Source organism: Pedobacter sp. JY14-1 (assembly GCF_029269825.1).
Taxonomy (GTDB): domain Bacteria; phylum Bacteroidota; class Bacteroidia; order Sphingobacteriales; family Sphingobacteriaceae; genus Pedobacter.
Map to the genome: position 1 here is coordinate 176,463 of NZ_JARJHU010000003.1, position 21,379 is coordinate 197,841.

Genomic DNA, 21,379 nt, shown 5'->3' on the forward strand with positions numbered 1-21,379 from the left:
CCTTTCACAGGGCCTTTTTTATTAGAAGACCATCAGACTTTAAATCAAAAAAAATCCCCGCCACTTTTTCAGTGACGGGGATAATCATCCCTATTGTTATATCAGGAATTGCACCTGATGTTTCATTTATTGCAATATCAGGGCCAAGTCTTAGAACTGCATGTTTCAATATGCAATTTGGTGTATTACAGGTTTTTATAAAGTCCGTGTCTGTTCCTTGGTAAATTCGGCTGTGAAAATATTTCTACAAAACGTAGAAATATTTGTGGGGATCTACACACCACACTTTGATGAGCTATCCGAATAAAGCGGAAAAAACGTCTTCTATTTTACCCACAGCTACGATTTCGATCTTATATTTATCTCGTAAGATACCTTTCAAATTATAACTGGAAATAAAAATCTTTTCAAATCCCAGTTTCTCTGCCTCGGAAATTCGTTGTTCCACGCGGTTGACAGCCCTGATCTCTCCCGAAAGCCCCACCTCTGCTGCGAAACAGGTCTTTGCCGGAACGGCGATATCTTCATGAGAGGAAATAATGGCAACCACTATAGCCAGGTCTATGGCAGGATCTTCTACCTTAATGCCGCCGGCAATATTGAGAAAAACGTCCCTGCTGCTCAATCTGAATCCGCAGCGTTTCTCCAGTACTGCAAGTAACATATTCATTCTTTTGGTATCAAAGCCATTTGCAGAGCGCTGAGGTGTTCCGTAGGCAGCTGCACTGACCAAGGCCTGGGTTTCAATCAGCATCGGTCTGGCGCCTTCCAATGTCGCAGCGATGGCAATGCCACTCAGGTTGTCTTCGCGTTGGAGCAGCAATATCTCTGAAGGGTTTGTCACTTGCCGCAGTCCGTTGCCATGCATGGCATATATTCCCATTTCTGCAGCGGCACCGAAACGGTTCTTAACGGACCTCAGTATACGGTATACATGATGCCTGTCCCCTTCAAATTGGAGCACGGTATCTACCATATGCTCCAATATCTTTGGTCCCGCGATAGCGCCGTCCTTGGTAATATGGCCGATAAGGAAGACCGGGGTATCTGTTTCTTTTGCAAATCTCAGTAATTCCGCGGCGCATTCCCTTACTTGTGAAACACTGCCCGGCGTAGCATCAACATGAGAGGAATGGAGTGTTTGTATAGAATCGACAATGACCAGCTGGGGTGCCAACGGCTCTATTTGCTTGAAGATATTCTGAGTAAGCGTTTCAGTAAGGATATAACAGTCTGTAACCGCACTGCTCGTGATCCGCTCTGCGCGCATCCTGATCTGTTGTTCGCTCTCTTCGCCTGAAACGTACAATACTTTTTTTGCCTGTATGGTCAGTGCCAGCTGTAGCATCAGCGTCGATTTTCCAATGCCTGGCTCACCTCCGATGAGGATTACCGATCCAGGTACAAGACCACCGCCCAATACCCTGTCCAGTTCCTGGTCACCCGTAGTTATCCGCTCCTCCCTTATCGTCCTGATCTCATCCACGCGGGTCGGTTTATTTTGTCTTTGCAATGCCGAAGCGGACTTCCAGGCAGGTACTTTTGAAGGAGTACGGTCCAGAACCTCTTCTATAAAGGTATTCCATTCGTTACAGGAAGGGCACTTGCCCATCCATTTTGCAGATTCATACCCGCAATTCTGACAGAAATAAGCAGATTTTGTCTTAGCCAATTTGTGGATTTTTAGGGTCAGCAATTTACGGTTTAATTCCTTTGCTTCAACTTCCGGCGACGACCGGAAAATAAAGAATAAAAAAAAAGGCGGTAGCTTAAACTACCGCCTTTTTAATACATAACGACTACATTATAACTTAATCTCTTCGTCCTTTGCCGAAAGGAAGTGGAATTCCGTCAGATGATGCGATGACACCGGCTTTACTTTAATCCACTGTCCGAATTTGAAGAACCATCTCCACTGAAGTGATACCAGTCCCTTTTTAATGAAAGCTGCGACATAGGGGTGTACCCGCAGCGTAATATTTTTTTCGTTTTGCTCCTGCAAAATATAGGTCAGATTATTCTCGATGTCATCCATCAAAACGATACTGGCCTTAATTTCTCCCGTACCATCACAGGTAGGGCATTTTTCGCTGGTTACGATATTCATTTCCGGTCGTACACGCTGCCGGGTAATCTGTACCAGGCCGAACTTACTCGGCGGGAGGATCGTATGCTTGGCACGGTCATGCGCCATCATATCCCTCAAGTGATCAAACAGCACCTTCCGGTTGGCGGGCTTGTGCATGTCGATGAAATCGATGACCACAATTCCCCCCATATCACGTAAACGAAGCTGGCGCGCGATTTCCTTCGCTGCCTCCTTGTTCACCTGGAGCGCATTGTCCTCCTGGTTTTCTTTGCTCGCAGTACGGTTACCACTGTTCACATCTATTACGTGCAAAGCTTCTGTATGCTCTATTACGAGATAAGCCCCACCAGCAAGGTTCACCGTTTTCCCAAAGGAGTTTTTAATTTGCTTCTCAATTCCGAAATGCTCAAAGATCGGCTCCTTATGCCGGTACAGTTTTACAATCTTTTCCATCTCCGGAGAGATCTCGTGTACATACGATTTAATATCTTCAAAAAGACGTGGGTCGCTGACATGCACATTGGTGAAATCGGTACTGAGGATGTCACGGATTAACGTCGAAGTCCTGTCCATTTCTCCCCAGACCCTTCTGGAAGGTTCCGCTTCCGGTAATTTCTTAATGAAATTCTCCCATTTCGCTATAGAGTCCAGCAGGTCTTTTTGAAGTTCGGCTACACCTTTGCTTTCAGATACCGTTCTGATAATCACACCGAAATTTTTCGGCTTAATACTTTCAATGATCTTTTTCAGCCTGTTCCGCTCGGTGTTGCTCTTGATCTTTTTTGAAATAGAAATTACATTGGAAAAAGGCACCAGCACAGTGTACCGGCCGGCAATGGAAAGGTCCGAGCTTAATCTTGGCCCTTTAGTAGAAATAGGCTCCTTGGCAATCTGGACCGGCAGCAGTAAATTCTTGCTGACCACTTCAGAAATCTTCCCGGCTTTATTAATGTCGGTTTCGAGTTTGAAGTTATCCAGTAGCGTACCGTTCACAGAGCCATTACGCTTGATTTTTGTAAGCTTTATCAAAGACTGCACCTGGGGGCCCAGATCAAAATAATGCAGGAAAGCATCTTTTTCATAACCAACATCTACAAACGCAGCATTCAGGCCGGGCATGATTTTCTTTATGCGGCCTAGATAAATGTCGCCTACAGCGTAATTATTATTGATCTGCTCCTTGTGAAGTTCAACAAGTTGCTTGTCTTCGATTAAAGCTATGGTCACTCCCAAAGGAGAGGAATCTATAATGAGTTCTTTTACCAAAGCTACAGATTTTAAGGCCCTATCAGGCCCTATTAACACATGGACAATAAAAACAGCACATTAGCAAATAAGGCTATGATCTTTACCCTAGCCTTATCTGCATGTGGAACAATAAAAGGAATTACTTCTTCTTATGTCTGTTTTTTCTTAAACGCTTCTTGCGTTTGTGTGTAGCCATCTTATGTCTTTTTCTTTTTTTACCGCTTGGCATAATTTTAAAGTTTAAATTTTTTTAAAAATCTGTTTATTAACTACTATTTCTTAAGGGCCTCCACACGCTCATCAATGAATTTGGACAAGGTGGGGTTTCCGGCCAGTCTTTTACTTTCTTCATAGGCTGTGATTGCCTCGGAATTTCTGCCCAGGTTCTCATAAGCCGTTGCCAGGTAGAAATAAGCATCTGGTGTAGGTTTGATTGCAATCGCATCCTTAAATCTGCCGATAGCTTTATCGAACTGACCTGATTTGATCGCAAAAGTACCAAGGCTCATGATCGCTCTGAGGTTCCTTGGATCTTTCTTTATTACATCCATCAGCATTGCGATCCCCTGCATCGGCATGCCCATTCCATTCACGATGGTAATGCCCATTCCGGTTTTCGCATCGTTGCTTGAGGAATCAATACGGAGCGCGTTATTAAAGGCACTGTTTGCCTTCTGTAGCAAAGCGGGCTGCAGCAAACTATCCCGGGTATTGTCGAAGCCTTTCAGGAACTGGTCCCCGGCAGCAAGCCAGTTATTCAGTGAAGGTTCGTATCCGGCTACTGCTTCCAGATAAAGTGCACTTGGTACTGCCTGCTCCAGGTCATTCCATTTTTGGGCCAGTACCTTTGCCGTTTTTGCCTTATCCTGCTCAGCAGCACTGTTGTAGGTGTTTTCAAGCGCAGTAATCTCAGCAGCAACGCTTGCACCGATCAAGTTTTTGGCAGCAGCGGAAACTTCGGTCAGGCTAATCTCAGGAGCTCCGGAAGGCTGGCCCATCTGGGCAGCAGGATTGCCTTTCCCATTCTCTGCTTTAGGTTTTACCAAACCCTTAATGTCGCGGGTAAACAAAAAGGCCACCAGCAGCACTATAGCTGTGACGATACCGATTTGCTGATTTCTCACCCGTCCTGCCATTACCTGATTAAGCTTCTACGCTGATTTTTTTGGAGTTATTTTTTACTTTATCTACAAAGACCTTGGCAGGTTTGAAGCTGGGAACGAAGTGTTCCGGTATAATGATTGCAGTATTCTTTGAGATATTCCTTGCAGTTTTCTGGGCCCTTTTCTTTACAACAAAGCTGCCGAAACCTCTTACGTAAACATTCTCTCCTCCGATCATGCTGTTCTTGATCACTTTGAAAAACGCCTCAACGGTCTCTTGCACATCTACTTTTTCAATTCCTGTTTTCGTCGATATTTCTGAAATAATATCTGCCTTAGTCATAACTCTCCTTTATTTATTTAATAATGTACTTTAACTTTATCACTGTTTTGGGGTTGCAAAAGTATTGCTTTTTAGTGAGATAGGAAAATAAAAAGAAGAGTATTTTTGTAAAATATGTCATTTCAATCCAAGATAGTAGAGTGGTACCATCAGCATAAACGAGACCTTCCCTGGCGCAATACGACCGATGCCTATACCATCTGGCTATCCGAGATCATCCTGCAGCAAACCCGTGTAGAACAGGGGCTTCCCTATTTCAACCGCTTTCTGGCGCAATACCCTACTGTCGGTCATTTTGCCTCGGCTTCCGAAACCGAAGTCCTGAAACTATGGCAGGGCCTGGGTTATTATTCGCGCGGAAGGAATATGCTCAAGACTGCAGTGCAGGTCCACCAGGAATATGGAGGTAAGTTTCCCGTTAGCTATGCAGAGCTCATCCGGCTCAAAGGCATCGGCGACTATACGGCTGCCGCCATTTCTTCTTTTTCCTCCGGAGAGGCGAGGGCCGTGGTAGACGGAAATGTATTCCGTGTGCTGTCCAGGTATTTCGGTATCCATACGCCTATCAACAGTACCAGGGGCAAGCAGGAATTTACCGCGCTCGCCGCTTCGCTGCTGCAAGGGCAGCAACCAGCGGTGTACAACCAGGCCATCATGGAGTTCGGAGCGCTCTGGTGCAGACCCAGGTCACCCCGGTGTGCCGGATGCCCCGTGGCTGAAGGCTGTTTTGCCCGCCAGCATAAGGTTACTGAAAGTCTTCCTGTCAAAGAAAGGAAACTCAAAAAGCGTACGCGCTATTTCAATTATTTCTTCTGTGTCAACCCGGAAACAAAGGAAATACTCGTGAAGAGGAGAATGCCAGGTGATATCTGGCAGGAGCTTTACGATTTCCCGCTCCTGGAGACTGAGGGGAGCCCTGAACAGGGCGATGCAGCGTTTAGTAATGCCCTTAAAGCGCACTTTGGCGAAGACTACCGCATGATGCTGCTTTCCCATAGAAAGCACCTGTTGACCCACCAAACTATATATATTCAATTTTTTGCTTTAGACAATTATATCGTTAACTTTAATCAACATGCAAACATAAAGTGGGTTTCGCTAAACGATTTTGAGGCGCTTCCTCAACCCAAAGTGATCGCCGATTTTATCAAAGCATACACCTAACCAAATAACAGAGATATACATGTCAGGCATTAACAAAGTGATTTTAGTCGGACACCTGGGGAAAGACCCGGAAGTCAGACATTTGGACGGAGGCGTAACCGTGGCCAGTTTCCCCCTGGCAACATCGGAGACTTACAACAAAGAAGGTAAGCGTGTCGAACAGACCGAATGGCACAACATTGTATTGTGGCGCGGACTGGCCGAAGTTGCGTCAAAATATCTGCAAAAAGGTAAGCTGGTCTACATTGAAGGGAAGTTGCGTACCCGTTCTTTCGAAGACCGTGAAAAAATCAAGAAATATGTGACAGAGGTGGTAGCTGAGAATTTCACCATACTGGGACGCAAAAGTGATTTTGAGGCTCCATCTGAACGTGAAAATACGTCCCATAAGGTAGAAAATGAATACACAGATCACGAAGACCCGTCCGGAGATCTTCCGTTTTGAGATGCCCGTAACCAAACCAGCCGGTTATTCCACAAAAAAAGGGCTGCTTTCATAAGCAGCCCTTTTTAGTTTATTCTACTGTAACCGATTTGGCCAGGTTCCTGGGTTGATCTACATTGCAGCCACGTAAAACGGCGATATGGTAGGAAAGCAACTGCAGAGGAATGGTTGCCAGAAGCGGCAGAAAAGCCTCGTTAGCATCAGGTATCTCAATACAATAGTCCACCATCCTGCGTACCTCAGTGTCTCCTTCGGTAACAATTGCCAGGACAATGCCTTTTCTTGCCTTTACTTCCTGGATATTGCTGATCACTTTTTCATAAGAAGAATTCTTTGTTGCGATCACGACCACAGGCATTTCTTCATCGATCAGGGCAATAGGTCCGTGCTTCATTTCCGCCGCCGGATAGCCTTCAGCATGAATATAAGAAATCTCCTTCAGCTTCAACGCACCTTCAAGAGCAACAGGGAAACCGGTCCCGCGTCCCAGGAACAGGCAGTTCCGGGAGTCCTTGAATTTTTCTGAGATCTCCCTGATGAGGGTATCCGATTTCAGCGCCTGCTCTATTTTCTCCGGAATATGGTCCAGTTCGGTCAGGAGTTCGGTCAGTTTAGAGCTGCCAACCGTTCCTTTCTGCTGTGCCAGGTGCAGGGCAATCAGCGTCAGCACAGTTACCTGTGCGGTAAAGGCCTTGGTAGATGCCACGCCAATCTCAGGCCCGGCGTGCGTATAGGCGCCCGCATGTGTAATGCGGGGTATGGAAGCGCCTACCACATTACATACGCCAAAAATCGTTGCGCCCTTTTCCTTAGCCATTTCTATCGCCGCCATTGTATCCGCCGTCTCGCCCGATTGCGAGATGGCAATGACCACATCCTTTTCCGTAATGATCGGGTTGCGGTAACGGAATTCAGAAGCATATTCCACCTCAACAGGTATACGGGCAAATTCTTCAATCAGATATTCCCCCACCAACCCGGCATGCCATGAAGTACCGCAGGCCACGATAATGATCCGGTCAATATTTTTTAGCTTGTGCGCATACTCATTGATACCACCCAATTGTACCCTGCCTTCATTTGGGTAAATACGGCCCCTCAGGCAATCCCTCACCGAACGTGGCTGCTCATAGATTTCCTTCAGCATAAAGTGCTCATAGCCGCTTTTTTCCAGCATTTCCAGCTTTAATTCCAGTTCCTGTACATAAGGCGTCTGTATCACATTGTCCAGGCGTTTAATCAGCAGCTCATCACGTTTTACATACGCAATTTCATTGTCGTTCATGTAGATCACATTTTTTGTGTACTCCACAATGGGCGTGGCGTCAGAAGCAATGAAATATTCTCCCTGTCCTACACCGATTACCATAGGGCTGCCCTTCCTGGCAGCGATCAGCTGGTCAGGCTGCTGGCTGTCCATTACGACAATCGCATAGGCGCCGCTCACCTCATGCAATGCCAGTCTTACCGCTTCAAGTAAATCTGTTTTTTCGTTCTTGTAAATTTCCTCGATCAGGTGAATGAGCACCTCGGTATCTGTATCACTGTTAAATTGGTGGCCCCGCCTCAGCAGCTCCTCTTTTAATGTGGCATAGTTTTCAATGATCCCGTTATGTATAATGGCCAGTCTTCCGTCATTCGAAGTATGAGGATGAGAATTTCGGTCTGATGGTGCCCCGTGTGTTGCCCATCGGGTATGCCCTATAGCTACAGGGCCGCTGCGGTCCTTATTTTCAGCGAAAGCCTCCAGCTCGGAAACCTTTCCGGCCTTTTTATAGATATTCATGCCGCTTTTATTGATCAGTGCAATGCCCGCACTGTCATAGCCACGGTACTCCAGTCTTTTCAATCCTTTAAGTACAACCGGCCACGCTTCACGATAACCAATATAACCCACGATTCCGCACATAGTTAGTAGATTTGAATAAGTAGAAATGAAATAAAAAATTCCCCGAAAATAGTGATTCCCGGAGAATTAATTAATCGGTAATTTTTATATTATTTCTGCGCTGCCAGCGTATAATAAATGTTGAGCTTGGTGGCCGTATTTCCTGAAGCAGCCGAGCCCGTAACGATCACACTCCGCTCCGCAGTGTTAATCGCAGGCGTCAGGCTGAATGCAGCATAGGGAGCCGGCGCCAGGTAGGTTCCATAATCCTTGGTGGTACCGTCAACCAGTTGCTGAATATAACCGGTTACTATAAAAATATAGCGTTTCCGGCTCTTGCTGTAATTTCCTCCGAATGCCCCCTCATAATAAGGGTTCGAAGTACCAGATGCCGGTGCGGCATTATCCACGAGATTGGCACGCTGCCCCGCAATATCCAGCCTGTATAACGAAAGCCGTTCCGCAGGTGTCCATGGTGCTACGTCAGTACCGCCCTCTACATTCACTACCAGTTCAGCGCGGTTGATTACTACTCTGACCTTTTTATTTCCACCAGTGGCCGTAGTCACAAAATCATCCAGTTTCGGAAAGGAGATCCTGTTCCTCAAACCACCCATGCCCTGCAGGTATGTCCGCTGATAAGGAGTCGCGGGATTCGGCACATTCAGCTGGTTCTCTACATCCGTCCCGGTATAATCATGGCTTACCTTCGCAGCTATCGGCCCGCTGGTCGCTGATATTGGAAAGTAAACCACTGCGGTATCCCTGTTGATAAGTGAGTTCGACTGGAGTTTTTTATAGTAGATCGCCACGCAAGCTTGGGCAAGCTGATCTGTAGAGGTAAAGTTCAGGAAGGCAAAGCCACCGGGGCCACTCATGTTTTCTTTGTTTACACTCACCTTCAAGCCCTTAAACGACGAAGTAAACCTCGAATTCCGGGTCATGTAGGTAGCAGAATCCAGGTTGACAATGTTATTCTGTATGAAAGTCGGGTTCAGTCTGATCCTGATCTGCGGTGTGGGGACCTGGCGTACAGTGTCCGCGGCCCCTGCAACGATATCCACAATCTTGGGCCGGGTATTCGGACGCAGTTTAGCCTTAAAACTGCCAACGACCTCATCTTTTGCAGGCCAGTCCTTATTGCTCGGAAAGGTGGTTTCCAGGGAAAGATCATTTTTTAACTGGCGTACATCAAAGGCATATACCGTCGTTGCAGTATCCCCATAGAAATGTGAGGACACCGAAGAGTCCACAGGAAGCGAATAAGGCAGTACCAATACCGCGGAATCCACCAGGGGATCATCGCCGAAACTGTAATTGTTGGCTGCCAGTGCCACCGAAAACGAAAGGCTCGATTCTGAGCTTCCGAATACCGGATCGGCAGATACCCAGCCCAGCGGATATTTGGTCAGTCCTACTGTATTTGTAGCCTCTTCAGGAACTGTTGTCAGCCCGACTTCAGTTACCGCCAAATCACCCTTGATCGAATAACCATCTTCGGGCTCAATGCCGATAGTGTTCGAACTCTTACAGGCCGGGAAAAGAAAAAGACCTATCAACAGCGTCAATAAGTCTTGTTTTATTAATTTCATATAATGATATGCCTCAGTTTTATGCAATAGTAACCAAATCCTCATTCGAAATCTCTTCATACAAACTGTAGAAGTTGTCGAAATTCTCGGTTAAGTTATAGGCTAAAGTTGGCTTATTGGAATCTTTAACAAATTTTAACACATCCGCTTCCAGTTTTTCGTCGGCTAAAACCACTGCGTCAGAATAAGTTACCGCGCCGATATGCATGGCACTGCAATCCGCGTTCTCAAATACCTTCGTATCTGCTGAGGACATGCCGTTCATTACGGCTTTTCTGTGCAGGTCTGCATTCAGTTTTTCGCCAAAGCACTGCTCATAAATAGAATAAACTACTTTTGAGTTCTTGAAAGTAGGATCGTTCTTATATACAGTTTTGATGTATGCAGGCACCAGTGCAGTCATCCATCCATGACAGTGCACAATGTCAGGAGACCAGCCCAGTTTCTTTACGGTTTCCAGGGCGCCCTTGCAGAAGAAGATGGTACGTTCATCATTGTCTGCATAAAACTTCTGTTCCTTGTCCCTGAAGACATGCTTACGCTGAAAATAATCTTCGTTATCCAGGAAATAGACCTGCATGCGTGCCGCGGGAATCGAAGCCACTTTAATGATGAGCGGGTTGTCGTTATCGTCGATGATGATGTTCATGCCCGAAAGGCGGATCACCTCGTGTAATCTGTTCCTTCTTTCATTGATGTTGCCAAAGCGCGGCATCAGGATCCGGATTTCAAATCCTTTTTCCTGCATGGCCTGTGGCAACTGGCGGGTAATTTCTGAAATCTTAGTTAGTTCAAGGAAAGGCGACATCTCGTGGGTAACAATCAGTAGCTTCGTTTTAGCCATCTCCATATTCGTAAATAAAATATTTATGTTAAAGAAAAGATTATCAAGGTGCAAAGGTAATCAAAATAATCACATTTATCAAGATATCGGGCCAGATGTTTTGTTCCCAATGGATAAAACACCAACTTTGCCAGCTGAAATTTTTACAAGCAGTTTTGGAACTTATCAACACGATAGCGGCGCTCGGAGCGCTGCTCCGCCCGCTCAGGGAAGCCGGAAAGAAAATTGCGCTGGTACCCACCATGGGTGCCCTGCACAAAGGCCATCTTTCGCTCATCTCCCGGGCACAGGAAGAAGCAGATATCGTCGTATGCAGCATCTTCGTCAACCCCACACAGTTTACCGATCCCAGGGACCTGGAAAAATACCCCCGGCCGCTGGAACATGACCTGGGCATGCTGAGTGAGGCCAGCTGCGATGTCGTCTTTATGCCCGCCGTGCAGGAAATGTACCCAGGACCCGAACAATGGCACATTGATCTGGGTCCTGCGGAGTTTGTCCTTGAGGGTGAATTCCGCAAGGGGCACTATCAGGGTGTTACCCAGATCGTCAAGAAACTGTTTGATGCCGTCGAGCCCCACATCGCCCTGTTCGGGCAGAAGGATTTTCAGCAGGTGCTGATGATCGAGCAGATGGTCGCCCGTTTCAGACTTCCTGTACGCATCATTACCTGTCCTATCGTCCGGGAAGAGGATGGCCTGGCCATGAGCTCCCGAAACATTCACCTGATGCCCGAAGACCGCAGGCACGCTGCTGTGCTTAGCAAAGCGCTTTACGACACCAAAGCCAGCTTTGAGCAGGCCCGCAGTAATCCGGACGGCCTCAGCCGCCTGATGCTCGAAACCCTGGAGGCGGAAGCCCGCCGGCAGATCTCCGCAACCCCCGGTGTCGAACTTGACTATTTTATCATCGCCGACGGCAAGACCCTCATGCCTCCCCCGGAGGGGCTCGAAACAGGGCTCGTCGCCCTCGTCGCCGCCAAAGTCGGCAGTACGAGGCTTATCGATAATATGATATTGAGCTGAACATCACCGACTTATTCATTCATTTAAATTAACTAACTTTGCCTTCATGATAATCGAGATACTGAAATCGAAGATCCACCGTGTCAAGGTCACCCAGGCCGAACTCAATTACGTCGGCAGCATCACCATAGATGAAGACCTGATGGATGCCGCACAGATCATCGCCAACGAAAAAGTACAGATCGTCAACAACAACAATGGTGAGCGGTTTGAAACCTATGTCATCAAAGGCGAACGCGGAACCGGGATGGTCTGTCTCAATGGTGCCACAGCCCGCAAGGTGCAGGTCGGAGATATCCTGATCATTATGTCCTACGGTTCCCTTCCCGTTGAAGAAGCACGCACTTATAAGCCTGTTCTGGTCTTTCCGGACGACAACAACCGCCTGCTGAAATAACCGCCGGTGAATATTATTATGGCAGCATAGTAATTTGCTCCGTATTCGTTACATTTGAAATACAGACTTTTTATTCATAAAAACTTATGCGATTTCAACTTAGCGAAGAACAGCTACTCATACGTCAGGCTGCCAGAGACTTTGCCCAGCAGGAGCTCAGGCCGGGCGTCATTGAACGCGACGAACATCAGAAATTTCCGGCCGAGCAGGTAAGAAAGCTTGGAGAACTTGGCTTCCTCGGCATGATGGTGGCACCTGAATACAATGGCGGCGGGCTTGACACCCTGTCTTATGTCCTGGTAATGGAAGAGCTCTCTAAAATAGACGCATCTGCGTCAGTGGTCGTCTCCGTCAACAATTCGCTGGTCTGTTACGGACTCGAGAAATATGGGAGCCCGGAACAGAAAGAGAAATACCTGAAGCCCCTCGCGGCGGGCACACAGATCGGTGCCTTCTGCCTTTCGGAACCCGAGGCGGGTTCCGACGCTACGTCGCAGCATACTTCTGCTACGGATATGGGAGACTATTACCTCCTCAACGGAACAAAGAACTGGATCACCAATGGAAGCACCGCCTCCACTTATCTCGTCATCGCCCAGACCCACAGGGAACTGGGCCACAAAGGCATCAATGTCTTTATCGTGGAAAAGGGGATGGAAGGCTTTACCGTAGGACCTAAGGAAAATAAAATGGGTATCCGTGGTTCCGATACCCATTCCCTGATGTTCAGCGATGTAAAGGTGCCCAGGCAGAACCGTATCGGCGAAGATGGCTTCGGGTTCAGGTTCGCGATGAAAACCCTCGAAGGCGGCCGTATCGGCATTGCAGCCCAAGCCCTGGGCATTGCTGCCGGAGCTTACGAACTCGCACTTGCTTATGCCAGGGAACGCAGATCTTTTGACAAACCCATTGCGGACCACCAGGCCATTGCCTTCAAGCTTGCTGACATGGCCACTCAGATCGAAGCTGCCCGTTTACTGGTTTATAAAGCCGCATGGCTCAAAGACCAGGGGCAGCCTTACACCCTCGCAGGTTCTATGGCCAAACTATACGCTTCCAGGGTAGCGATGGAAGTGACAACCGAAGCCGTTCAGATCCACGGAGGATACGGCTATGTGAGAGAATACCATGTTGAGCGCCTGATGCGCGATGCCAAAATTACGCAGATATACGAGGGGACCTCTGAGATACAAAAGCTGGTCATTTCCCGGGAAGTCCTGAGGTAGTACTGAGACTGACTTCCGGCTGTACTTAATTGCTACTCCCTCCATGTTGAGTCCATATTGAGTCCACGTTGAGTCCACGTTTTTACACATAAAACGTGGACTCAACGTGGATTTGTCTTCCTCTGAAGACGGAGTCAGGTCAGCCGCAGAACAGGCCCTAATCGATACAGGGCAAAACGGATGAGAACATGAGGATTTTGATTTTCAAAAATTATCTTTACCTTTGTAACACAAACAGAAAGAGGGGGCAATAGTCCCCTCTTTTCTGTTAAATCAGATCGGGTATGCAGGTAGAAAACAGAGTAAAAGAACTGGTTGAAGAAAAGATCGCGGACCGGCCGGAATTGTTTCTGGTCGATGTTAAGATGCTCCCGGGCAATAAGCTGGTGATCCATGTGGATGGAGATCAGGGGATTAATATTCAGGATTGTGCGGCCATCAGCAGGCATGTGGGCTTTCATCTGGAAGAAGAAAATGTGATCGAAAAAGCATATAACCTGGAGGTTTCCTCTCCGGGCATCGGGGAACCGCTGAAGCTGAAACGTCAGTATGACAAGAATGTTGGGCGGGAACTGGGCCTGAAGCTGGCCGACGGCACGCAAAAGGAAGGGGAATTACTGGAGGTCAGTGAAGAAGGCATCCGCATAGCGGCTAAGATAAAGGAAAAAGGAAAGAAGGCTACGGTGGCCGAAACAGCCATCGCTTTTAAAGATATAACAGAAACAAAGGTTTTAATTTCATTTAAATAAAATGAGCAATATTAACTTAATTGATTCCTTTCAGGAGTTTAAGGATTTCAAGAACATCGACCGTCCTACGGTGATCAGTGTGCTGGAAGAGGTGTTCCGCAGCATGTTGCGCAAGAAGTATGGTACGGATGAAAACTGTGATGTGATCGTAAACCCGGACAACGGGGATCTGGAGATCTGGCGTACGCGCAAGGTGATGGAAGATGGTTTCTCTGAAGACGACGATCTGGAGATCGAACTGGCGGAAGCCAAGCAACTGGACCCTGATCTGGAAGTAGGCGACGATTACATTGAACAGATCACCCTTGAAAGCTTTGGGCGCAGGGCAATCCTGGCGGCACGTCAGACGCTGGTGTCCAAAGTCCTGGAACTGGAAAAAGACGAGATCTTCAAGAAATACAAGGACCGTGTGGGAGAGATCGTAACGGGAGAAGTATACCAGGTATGGAAGAAGGAGACGCTGGTACTGGACGATGAGGGCAATGAGCTGCTGATGCCGAAGTCGGAGCAGATACCTGCGGATTATTTCAAGAAGGGTGATTCTGTAAGGGCTGTGATCCTGAAGGTGGATATGGTGAACGCGACGCCTAAGATCATTATTTCGAGGATCGCTCCGGAATTCCTGCAGCGCCTGTTCGAGATTGAGGTACCTGAGATCTTTGACGGGCTGATCACGATCCGCAAGATTGTGCGTGAACCAGGTGAGCGTGCCAAGGTGGCTGTTGAGTCCTATGACGACAGGATCGATCCTGTAGGAGCCTGCGTGGGTATGAAAGGTTCACGTATACATGGTATCGTTCGGGAACTTAAGAATGAGAATATTGACGTGATCAATTTCACCAACAATATTTCACTGTACATTACCCGTGCGCTGAGCCCTGCAAAGATCACTTCGATCAAGCTCGATGAGGACCGCAAACATGCGGCGGTATACCTGAAGCCTGACCAGGTGTCTCTGGCGATAGGACGTGGTGGGCATAACATTAAACTTGCAGGTAAACTGACCGGATACGAGATTGATGTATACCGCGAGACTGCCGGAGAGGAAGATGAGGATGTAGACATCGAAGAATTTTCTGATGAGATCGACAGCTGGATCATCGACGAACTGAAGGGGATCGGCCTGGATACTGCGAAGAGCGTGCTTGCACTTTCAATCGATGAACTGGTAAAGCGTACCGATCTCGAAGAGGAGACCATCAAAGAGGTAATGAGCATCTTAAAGTCAGAGTTTGAATAAGCCGGGTGCAGAAAATACTGACAAAACTAAATTGTCATGCGCATGAAATAAACGAGAATAAACGTTACTTTTGTATAAGATTAAAAGATAAGGAGATCAATGTCAGACGACAAACCAATTATTTTATTCAAGGCAGTTAAGGAACTTAACGTAGGCATCGCTACGGCTGTGGAGTTCCTGGAAAAGAAAGGCTATTCTGTTGAGAATAAACCCACTACTAAGCTTACGCGCGATATGTACAATGCGCTGCTGAAGGAGTTTCAGGGCGATAAGATCATGAAGGAAGAGGCCAATCAGATTGTCATTGGTAAAATACGTCGTGATGAACCTGAAGTGCCCGAAAAGGCTCCGGAACCACCGAGAAAGAATGTTGAATTCGAAAATGAAGGCATCCTGATCAAAAACCTGAGTTCTTATACACCTCCGGCTGAAAAGGCGCGGGAAGAAGCTCCGGCAAAGCCGGCGGCTCCTGTACAGGAGGAGAAGGCCGACGAACAATCCTTACCTGGTGTAAAGGTAGTAGGCAAGATTAACCTGGATGACCTGAACAGGCCAAGACAGGTTAAAAAGGAAGAACCTGCAGCGGAAGTTCCGGTAAGACCTGCGGCTCCGGAGGCAAGGCCTGAGCCTGCTGCTGAACGTCCGGCCGCGGTACCTGCAGCAGAGCAGCCTAAGTCTGAGCCTAAACCTGAGCAGCCAAAGCAGGAGGAAACTCCCGCAGCGAAGACGCCTGCTGCTGCCCCGGCAACCCCTGCGGCTGATAAGCCTGAAGATGAGGTGATTAAGGCTCGGTCAGTGAAGTTGTCGGGTCCAAATATTGTGGGCAAGATCACGCTTCCGGTGACTCCTGAGCGGAGATCGCAGCCTGTGGCTTCTTCAGCGGACAGTGCAGATGCCAGGAAGAAGCGGAAGCGTAAAAAGACTCCGGGAACACCTGGACAGCCCGGACAGGGAGGTTATCAGGGACAAGGCGGCACGCCAGGGCAGCAAAGGCCAGGGCAGCCAGGAGGTCGTCCCGATTTCAGGGGCGGTCAGGGAAATGCCGGTGGCCGGCCTAATTTCCGTGGTAATAACAACAGGCCGGGCGGACCTGCCGGAGCTCCTAAAGAGGAACCTTCAGAGAAAGAAATACAAGACCAGATTAAGGCTACGCTGGCCCGGTTGAGCGGCGCCGGTAAGTCTGGCAAATTTGCACAGCGTGCAAAACTGCGCAGACAGAAACGTGATGATGTGGCCATGTCGGCAGATGAAGCGGCGCTGGAACAGGAACTTCAGTCTAAGGTACTGAAGGTCTCAGAATTTGTGACGGCCAATGAACTGGCGGCTATGATGAACGAACCGGTGACCAAGATCATCGGTACCTGCATGAGCCTGGGTATGTTCGTTTCAATCAACCAGCGCCTGGATGCGGAAACGCTGACGATCGTAGCCGATGAGTTCGGTTATGAGATACAGTTTGTAAAACCTGACGAAGAGGCTGATGTAGTGATTGAGGAGGAAGATGCTGAGGAGGACCTGCTGCCAAGGGCACCGGTGGTGACCATTATGGGCCACGTCGACCATGGTAAGACGTCCTTGCTGGATTATATCCGTAAGGCGAACGTGGTTGCCGGTGAAGCAGGCGGTATCACGCAGCATATCGGTGCCTATATGGTAACGACTTCTACAGGTAAAAAGGTAACCTTCCTGGATACACCTGGCCACGAGGCCTTTACAGCGATGCGTGCGCGTGGTGCGAAGGTAGCGGATATCGCGATCATCGTGGTGGCTGCGGACGATGCAGTGATGCCGCAGACGAAGGAGGCGATCAACCATGCGCAGGCCGCCGGTGTGCCGTTGGTATTTGCCTTTACAAAAATTGACAAACCGGGAGCGAATTCGGACAAGATCCGTGAGCAGCTCTCGATCATGAATATCCTTGTAGAGGACTGGGGTGGTAAGTACCAGAGCCAGGAGATTTCGGCAAAGAGCGGTCTGAACGTAGACCTGCTGCTGGAAAAAGTACTGCTGGAAGCGGAATTGCTGGACCTTAAAGCAAATCCGAACAAGCGGGCAACTGGTAGTGTGATCGAAGCGACCCTGGACAAGGGACGTGGTATCGTGACTACGGTGCTGGTGCAGGGCGGTACGCTGAAGATCGGTGACCCGATCCTTGCGGGAAGCTATAGCGGCCGTGTTAAAGCCCTTTTCAATGAGCGTGGACAGAAGGTAGACAAGGCTGGCCCTTCAGTACCGGTACAGGTGCTGGGTATGAGCGGGGCCCCTACGGCGGGCGACCGTTTCAATGCGATGGAAAGTGAGCCGGAAGCCAGGGATATTGCCAATAAGCGTTTACAGCTGATGCGTGAGCAGGGCTTGCGTACGCAGAAACATATTACACTTGATGAGATTGGTCGTCGTCTGGCGATTGGTAACTTCAAGGAACTGAACCTGATCATTAAAGGTGATGTGGACGGTTCGATTGAAGCCCTTTCTGATTCCCTGCTGAAACTATCTACTCCTGAGATCCAGGTAAATATTGTCAGCAAGGGTGTAGGACAGATATCTGAATCGGATGTATTGCTGGCTTCGGCATCAGATGCGATCATTATCGGTTTCCAGGTACGTCCGTCATCGGGAGCCCGTAAACTGGCAGAGGCAGAGCAGATTGATATCAGGCTGTACTCGATCATCTATGATGCGATCAACGAGATCAAGGCTGCGATGGAAGGCATGCTTGCCCCTGAGTTTGAGGAGAAGATCACTGCGAACGTAGAGATCAGGGAGACTTTCAAAATCAGCAAGGTGGGTACGATTGCAGGTTGTATGGTACTTGACGGTACGATCAACCGGAACAGCAAGGTGCGCATCATCCGTGACGGGGTGGTGATCTATACCGGTGAACTGGCTTCATTGAAGCGTTACAAGGATGATGTAAAAGAAGTATCCCGTGGTTATGAATGCGGTCTGAATATTAATAACTTCAACAATATTGAGGTAGGTGACATTGTAGAAGCCTACGAACAGGTAGAAGTGAAACGGAAGCTGTAATTAATTTTACAGCTTCCTCAATTTCCAAAGCAGTTTTTTGAGCCATTTTGGTCTACCGAAAATATCGGTACATCTTCTGTTGTAGCTGCTAATCATTTCACTTGAAAACTCTTTAACGGCGCCGGTGTTATCTGTATAACCAGCGACTGGGTTTCCTAGCGCTTTGAGGATAAGCCCTTCCAGGCTTCGCGTAATGTATTGAGCTTTATAGTTTTCTTCTATTTTGGAGACTGAAGCAGTAGCGATTTGCTTGACTGTTTCTTTGTTTTGATAGAGGTGCGCTAAAGCTGAGGCGATGTCTTTGGCGTTGCGCCTGGTAACGATTCCTGACCTTTGGTTATCTACGAGTTCTATCTGTGCGTTATCCCGGTCTTCAGTGCTGATGGTTACTACTGGTGTACCCATGGTCATTGCCTCTGCGATAACCATTCCGAAGCTTTCACCGATGTTGCTGGCAGCAAGGAAGACATTCATTACTTTGTAATACAATAGCAGACTTTGTAGGTCAGCGGTATTTTCAAAAATGATGAGCTTTTCTGCGATGCCAAGTTTATCCGCATGAGCCTTCATTTCCGGAGTTGCACCAACAAGCAGGAACCTGGCTTTGTTGTTCTTCCTGGAAAATACGGCAAAGCCATCCAGGGTGATGAGGTCAAATTTGTTGTTGTCTGCCCGGCCGATCCTGCCGACAAGGAACTGGTTTTCCAGCTGATTCTGCTTTTTGAATTCGCATATTTGTTCATCTGTCGGCTCCAGGTTATGTAAAAGATCCGTATCTACCGGATAGGGCAGGACTTTTCTTTTGGGGGCATAAGTGTTGGCTAAGGCTTTGTCCTGTTTCATCCTGCGGATCAGGATCATTTCGGAAATGTACAGATCATAATCGATGAGGTCATAGTAGGGAGAACGGTCGTAGGCACCGAAGACATTAGTTTGTATGACCAGCCGGGGCCTGTTTGCTTTGACCATTTCAAAAAACGCAGCATCTCCATAGCAGTTTCCGCTGCCATGCCAATGCAGCACATCTGCTTCACGGAGCAATTCCGGCAATCTGGAGAGATCACCGTCGAGAACGATCACTTTCGTGCCTTCGGCTTCGATCAGTTGTACTCTTTCGCCACCTTTAAGCAGGCTGACGACAGTAACATCGAAGATCTCCCTGTTCAAGTATTTGCAGTAGAGCTGAAGTGCGTATTCTGTACCGCCCAGGCCAAGCTGGTTGACGGCTTCGAGTATCCTGATTTTTTTACCATTAAAGTGTAAGTCTGTTGGTTGTGGCATGTTTGGAAATCTGCGTTTGCGAAGATATAGAGGAATGATGCAGGAATTCAAGTTTTAGCTTAATTTAGCGACAGATAAATGTGCTATGGTAGTTATTAAAGTTGGTTTCCTGGTTTCATATGATTATGAATTTATAAAGGTGTCTTTGCCTAGGATATATGATCATGTTTCAGAAATTTTCCTTGCTGTGGACGCCGAAGGACTCACTTGGTCCGGGGAACCATTACACATAGCTGTTGAGTTTTGGGAATGGTTAAAAGATTTTGATACCGAAAAGAAAATCTGTATTTACAGGGACCGATTTTATATATCAGGAATGTCTCCTATGGAATGCGATACGAGAGAAAGAAATATGCTGTCTAAGGAGATGGGAACAGCTGATTGGTATATTCAGATCGATTCGGATGAATATTTTGTCGATTTCGGGGCATTCATTGGAAAGCTTAAACGCTTTAAATCCGAAAGTCCTACTACTGTAACCTGCAGGGTACTTACCTTATTTAAGGTATTGCCGGACGGTTTTCTTTACATTGACGATTCTGTGGAAAGTCTAAATTTCGCAACGAACGCTCCTGTTTATCATGTAGCCAGAAACAATGCGCCCGAGTATACTTATGTAAATTGGGACGATGTGGTATTGCACCAAAGCTGGGCAAGAAGTCCTGAAGCTATTTATACTAAACTAAACAACTGGAGCCATAAGAACGATTTTAATGTGATGAGTTTTTATCGGCTTTGGGATGCTGTCGATCAGAATAATTACTATGCCCTTAGTAATTTTCATCCATTAAATCCCCTTCTCTGGCCGAAACTAGGATTTTTACCGGGCGATATCAAGGATATCCTTGGATCTGAGCTTATTAAGACTGTCGGGCTTCCGAAAAGTCCTGTAGAAAGGAATAAACCGTTGCTTTCCAGGATGTGGAAGCGGATTAGGGGCAGATGAAGCGTTTCCAATATTCCGGGTACCGGTCCCAGGCATGGCAACCGAAAGGAAGCTGGCCTTTGGTAATCTGGAAAGCATGATCAAGCTGAGTCTCCATCGCAAAGTATACGGCCTTCCTGTAATCCGGTATACGAAGCCGGCGCTGTTTCCTGTTTACCTCCAGGCTCCAGAAAACGTCTTCATTGAAGCGATGATGTATTTCCTGCACATACTTTTGAATTTCGTCCTGGTGGGTCAGGCAGATGTTATAAAATTTGTTTGTGTTTCTGAGTGAAAGCCCTCCGTTACCCACCCGGTTTTCTAATTGTTTATCAGTCGGTAGTGATGAATGTGGTTGCTTGATGTTTCGATAGACATGGATATAATTAACAATCCTACTTTTTATCTTTTTGACCAAGTCAGGATATGGCGTTTCTCTTAACCAGGGTGCTCCTATATAATCATATCCCATGGAGCACCATTTGATGAGCTCGTCTTTGAAAACATAAGCATCGGGCTGGTAAATCAGAATGTATTGGTAATTGAGAAACTTTCCATAGAATTCTGAGGAAAGCATGAGTTTATTGTACCCGGAGATGCTGGCGAAGAAGCTGTTTTCAAAGGAGATGACATCAGTGAAATCCGCATGATTGACGAGGTCCAGATGATGCGGTTTAACCGCAATAATATCATGATCGGAAAGTATACGGAAGCACTGGTTGAGGGATATTTCTTCAGTTGCAGTGAGCTTGGATTTATATAAGGGCACGACAACTGCGACGGTTTTCAT

The 21,379-nt window shown here is 47.5% G+C and carries 20 protein-coding genes; 9 read left to right on the forward strand and 11 right to left on the reverse strand.

The features are described 5' to 3' along the window. Positions 1-4: 4 nt before the first annotated feature. The 6 genes from P2W84_RS06810 to P2W84_RS06835 form a co-directional block, all read right to left on the reverse strand. On the reverse strand, positions 5-169 hold the full coding sequence (locus P2W84_RS06810) for a hypothetical protein (protein ID WP_276089370.1): 165 nt from the start codon (positions 167-169) through the stop codon (positions 5-7). Between the two features lie 126 nt (positions 170-295). Further along, positions 296-1,672 (reverse strand): DNA repair protein RadA, encoded by a 1,377-nt coding sequence (radA, locus tag P2W84_RS06815; RefSeq protein WP_276089371.1) that lies wholly within the window; start codon positions 1,670-1,672, stop codon positions 296-298. Positions 1,673-1,804: 132 nt separating this feature from the next. Further along, positions 1,805-3,355, reverse strand: coding sequence for an Rne/Rng family ribonuclease (locus P2W84_RS06820; RefSeq protein WP_276089372.1), 1,551 nt, complete (start codon positions 3,353-3,355; stop codon positions 1,805-1,807). Positions 3,356-3,476: 121 nt separating this feature from the next. Then, a complete protein-coding gene (locus P2W84_RS06825) occupies positions 3,477-3,566 on the reverse strand; it encodes a hypothetical protein (protein ID WP_008506795.1) in 90 nt (29 codons plus the stop codon). 43 nt (positions 3,567-3,609) lie between these two features. After that, positions 3,610-4,473 (reverse strand): tetratricopeptide repeat protein, encoded by an 864-nt coding sequence (locus P2W84_RS06830; protein WP_276089373.1) that lies wholly within the window; start codon positions 4,471-4,473, stop codon positions 3,610-3,612. A 7-nt stretch (positions 4,474-4,480) separates the two neighbouring features. Then, the gene (locus tag P2W84_RS06835) at positions 4,481-4,783 is read right to left on the reverse strand and encodes an HU family DNA-binding protein (protein WP_108552488.1); all 303 of its coding nucleotides are present in this window, start codon (positions 4,781-4,783) and stop codon (positions 4,481-4,483) included. Between the two features lie 114 nt (positions 4,784-4,897). On the opposite strand from P2W84_RS06835, the gene mutY reads away from it, so the two are divergent. Together mutY and ssb are read left to right on the forward strand one after the other, a co-directional pair. Further along, entirely contained in the window at positions 4,898-5,947 is a 1,050-nt protein-coding gene (gene mutY / locus P2W84_RS06840) for an A/G-specific adenine glycosylase (protein WP_276089374.1), read from the forward strand. Between the two features lie 19 nt (positions 5,948-5,966). After that, the gene (ssb, locus tag P2W84_RS06845) at positions 5,967-6,392 is read left to right on the forward strand and encodes a single-stranded DNA-binding protein (protein WP_276089375.1); all 426 of its coding nucleotides are present in this window, start codon (positions 5,967-5,969) and stop codon (positions 6,390-6,392) included. Between the two features lie 70 nt (positions 6,393-6,462). Here the strand turns inward: ssb and glmS are convergent, their stop codons facing one another. The 3 genes from glmS to P2W84_RS06860 all read right to left on the reverse strand — a co-directional run bounded on the left by glmS (position 6,463) and on the right by P2W84_RS06860 (position 10,716). After that, entirely contained in the window at positions 6,463-8,301 is a 1,839-nt protein-coding gene (glmS, locus tag P2W84_RS06850; RefSeq protein WP_276089376.1) for a glutamine--fructose-6-phosphate transaminase (isomerizing), read from the reverse strand. Between the two features lie 89 nt (positions 8,302-8,390). Next, the gene (locus P2W84_RS06855) at positions 8,391-9,848 is read right to left on the reverse strand and encodes a DUF4270 family protein (RefSeq protein ID WP_276089377.1); all 1,458 of its coding nucleotides are present in this window, start codon (positions 9,846-9,848) and stop codon (positions 8,391-8,393) included. 43 nt (positions 9,849-9,891) lie between these two features. Then, positions 9,892-10,716, reverse strand: coding sequence for a glycogen/starch synthase (locus P2W84_RS06860; RefSeq protein WP_276090070.1), 825 nt, complete (start codon positions 10,714-10,716; stop codon positions 9,892-9,894). A 155-nt stretch (positions 10,717-10,871) separates the two neighbouring features. Between P2W84_RS06860 and panC the strand changes: the two genes are divergently transcribed. The 6 genes from panC to infB all read left to right on the forward strand — a co-directional run bounded on the left by panC (position 10,872) and on the right by infB (position 18,383). Further along, positions 10,872-11,741 carry a pantoate--beta-alanine ligase gene (gene panC, locus P2W84_RS06865; protein ID WP_276089378.1) on the forward strand — a complete coding sequence of 290 codons (870 nt, stop codon included), beginning with the start codon at positions 10,872-10,874 and terminating at the stop codon, positions 11,739-11,741. 46 nt (positions 11,742-11,787) lie between these two features. Next, positions 11,788-12,138 carry an aspartate 1-decarboxylase gene (gene panD / locus P2W84_RS06870; protein WP_276089379.1) on the forward strand — a complete coding sequence of 117 codons (351 nt, stop codon included), beginning with the start codon at positions 11,788-11,790 and terminating at the stop codon, positions 12,136-12,138. A gap of 86 nt (positions 12,139-12,224) precedes the next feature. Continuing rightward, complete coding sequence (locus P2W84_RS06875; protein ID WP_276089380.1) at positions 12,225-13,364, forward strand: acyl-CoA dehydrogenase family protein; 1,140 nt, start codon at positions 12,225-12,227, stop codon at positions 13,362-13,364. A 284-nt stretch (positions 13,365-13,648) separates the two neighbouring features. Continuing rightward, positions 13,649-14,113, forward strand: coding sequence for a ribosome assembly cofactor RimP (gene rimP, locus P2W84_RS06880; RefSeq protein WP_276089381.1), 465 nt, complete (start codon positions 13,649-13,651; stop codon positions 14,111-14,113). Position 14,114: 1 nt separating this feature from the next. Then, on the forward strand, positions 14,115-15,353 hold the full coding sequence (gene nusA, locus P2W84_RS06885; protein ID WP_276089382.1) for a transcription termination factor NusA: 1,239 nt from the start codon (positions 14,115-14,117) through the stop codon (positions 15,351-15,353). A gap of 99 nt (positions 15,354-15,452) precedes the next feature. Continuing rightward, positions 15,453-18,383 carry a translation initiation factor IF-2 gene (gene infB, locus P2W84_RS06890; protein WP_276089383.1) on the forward strand — a complete coding sequence of 977 codons (2,931 nt, stop codon included), beginning with the start codon at positions 15,453-15,455 and terminating at the stop codon, positions 18,381-18,383. A gap of 6 nt (positions 18,384-18,389) precedes the next feature. Here the strand turns inward: infB and P2W84_RS06895 are convergent, their stop codons facing one another. Further along, positions 18,390-19,664 (reverse strand): glycosyltransferase, encoded by a 1,275-nt coding sequence (locus tag P2W84_RS06895; RefSeq protein WP_276089384.1) that lies wholly within the window; start codon positions 19,662-19,664, stop codon positions 18,390-18,392. Between the two features lie 325 nt (positions 19,665-19,989). Here P2W84_RS06895 and P2W84_RS06900 point away from each other — a divergent pair, with 325 nt between their 5' ends. Continuing rightward, positions 19,990-20,610, forward strand: coding sequence for a hypothetical protein (locus P2W84_RS06900; RefSeq protein ID WP_276089385.1), 621 nt, complete (start codon positions 19,990-19,992; stop codon positions 20,608-20,610). Here P2W84_RS06900 and P2W84_RS06905 read toward each other — a convergent pair. Continuing rightward, positions 20,597-21,379 carry a DUF5672 family protein gene (locus P2W84_RS06905; protein WP_276089386.1) on the reverse strand — a complete coding sequence of 261 codons (783 nt, stop codon included), beginning with the start codon at positions 21,377-21,379 and terminating at the stop codon, positions 20,597-20,599. The genes P2W84_RS06900 and P2W84_RS06905 overlap by 14 nt on opposite strands.

What these genes read in the sequence shown, in the direction of transcription:
- P2W84_RS06825 (WP_008506795.1), bottom strand. Translation starts at nt 3,566, where the DNA reads ATGCCAAGCGGTAAAAAAAGAAAAAGACATAAGATGGCTACACACAAA.
- P2W84_RS06830 (WP_276089373.1), bottom strand. Translation starts at nt 4,473, where the DNA reads ATGGCAGGACGGGTGAGAAATCAGCAAATCGGTATCGTCACAGCTATA.
- P2W84_RS06835 (WP_108552488.1), bottom strand. Translation starts at nt 4,783, where the DNA reads ATGACTAAGGCAGATATTATTTCAGAAATATCGACGAAAACAGGAATT.
- mutY (WP_276089374.1), top strand. Translation starts at nt 4,898, where the DNA reads ATGTCATTTCAATCCAAGATAGTAGAGTGGTACCATCAGCATAAACGA.
- ssb (WP_276089375.1), top strand. Translation starts at nt 5,967, where the DNA reads ATGTCAGGCATTAACAAAGTGATTTTAGTCGGACACCTGGGGAAAGAC.
- glmS (WP_276089376.1), bottom strand. Translation starts at nt 8,301, where the DNA reads ATGTGCGGAATCGTGGGTTATATTGGTTATCGTGAAGCGTGGCCGGTT.
- P2W84_RS06860 (WP_276090070.1), bottom strand. Translation starts at nt 10,716, where the DNA reads ATGGCTAAAACGAAGCTACTGATTGTTACCCACGAGATGTCGCCTTTC.
- panD (WP_276089379.1), top strand. Translation starts at nt 11,788, where the DNA reads ATGATAATCGAGATACTGAAATCGAAGATCCACCGTGTCAAGGTCACC.
- P2W84_RS06875 (WP_276089380.1), top strand. Translation starts at nt 12,225, where the DNA reads ATGCGATTTCAACTTAGCGAAGAACAGCTACTCATACGTCAGGCTGCC.
- rimP (WP_276089381.1), top strand. Translation starts at nt 13,649, where the DNA reads ATGCAGGTAGAAAACAGAGTAAAAGAACTGGTTGAAGAAAAGATCGCG.
- nusA (WP_276089382.1), top strand. Translation starts at nt 14,115, where the DNA reads ATGAGCAATATTAACTTAATTGATTCCTTTCAGGAGTTTAAGGATTTC.
- infB (WP_276089383.1), top strand. Translation starts at nt 15,453, where the DNA reads ATGTCAGACGACAAACCAATTATTTTATTCAAGGCAGTTAAGGAACTT.
- P2W84_RS06895 (WP_276089384.1), bottom strand. Translation starts at nt 19,664, where the DNA reads ATGCCACAACCAACAGACTTACACTTTAATGGTAAAAAAATCAGGATA.
- P2W84_RS06900 (WP_276089385.1), top strand. Translation starts at nt 19,990, where the DNA reads ATGGAATGCGATACGAGAGAAAGAAATATGCTGTCTAAGGAGATGGGA.
- P2W84_RS06905 (WP_276089386.1), bottom strand. Translation starts at nt 21,379, where the DNA reads ATGAAAACCGTCGCAGTTGTCGTGCCCTTATATAAATCCAAGCTCACT.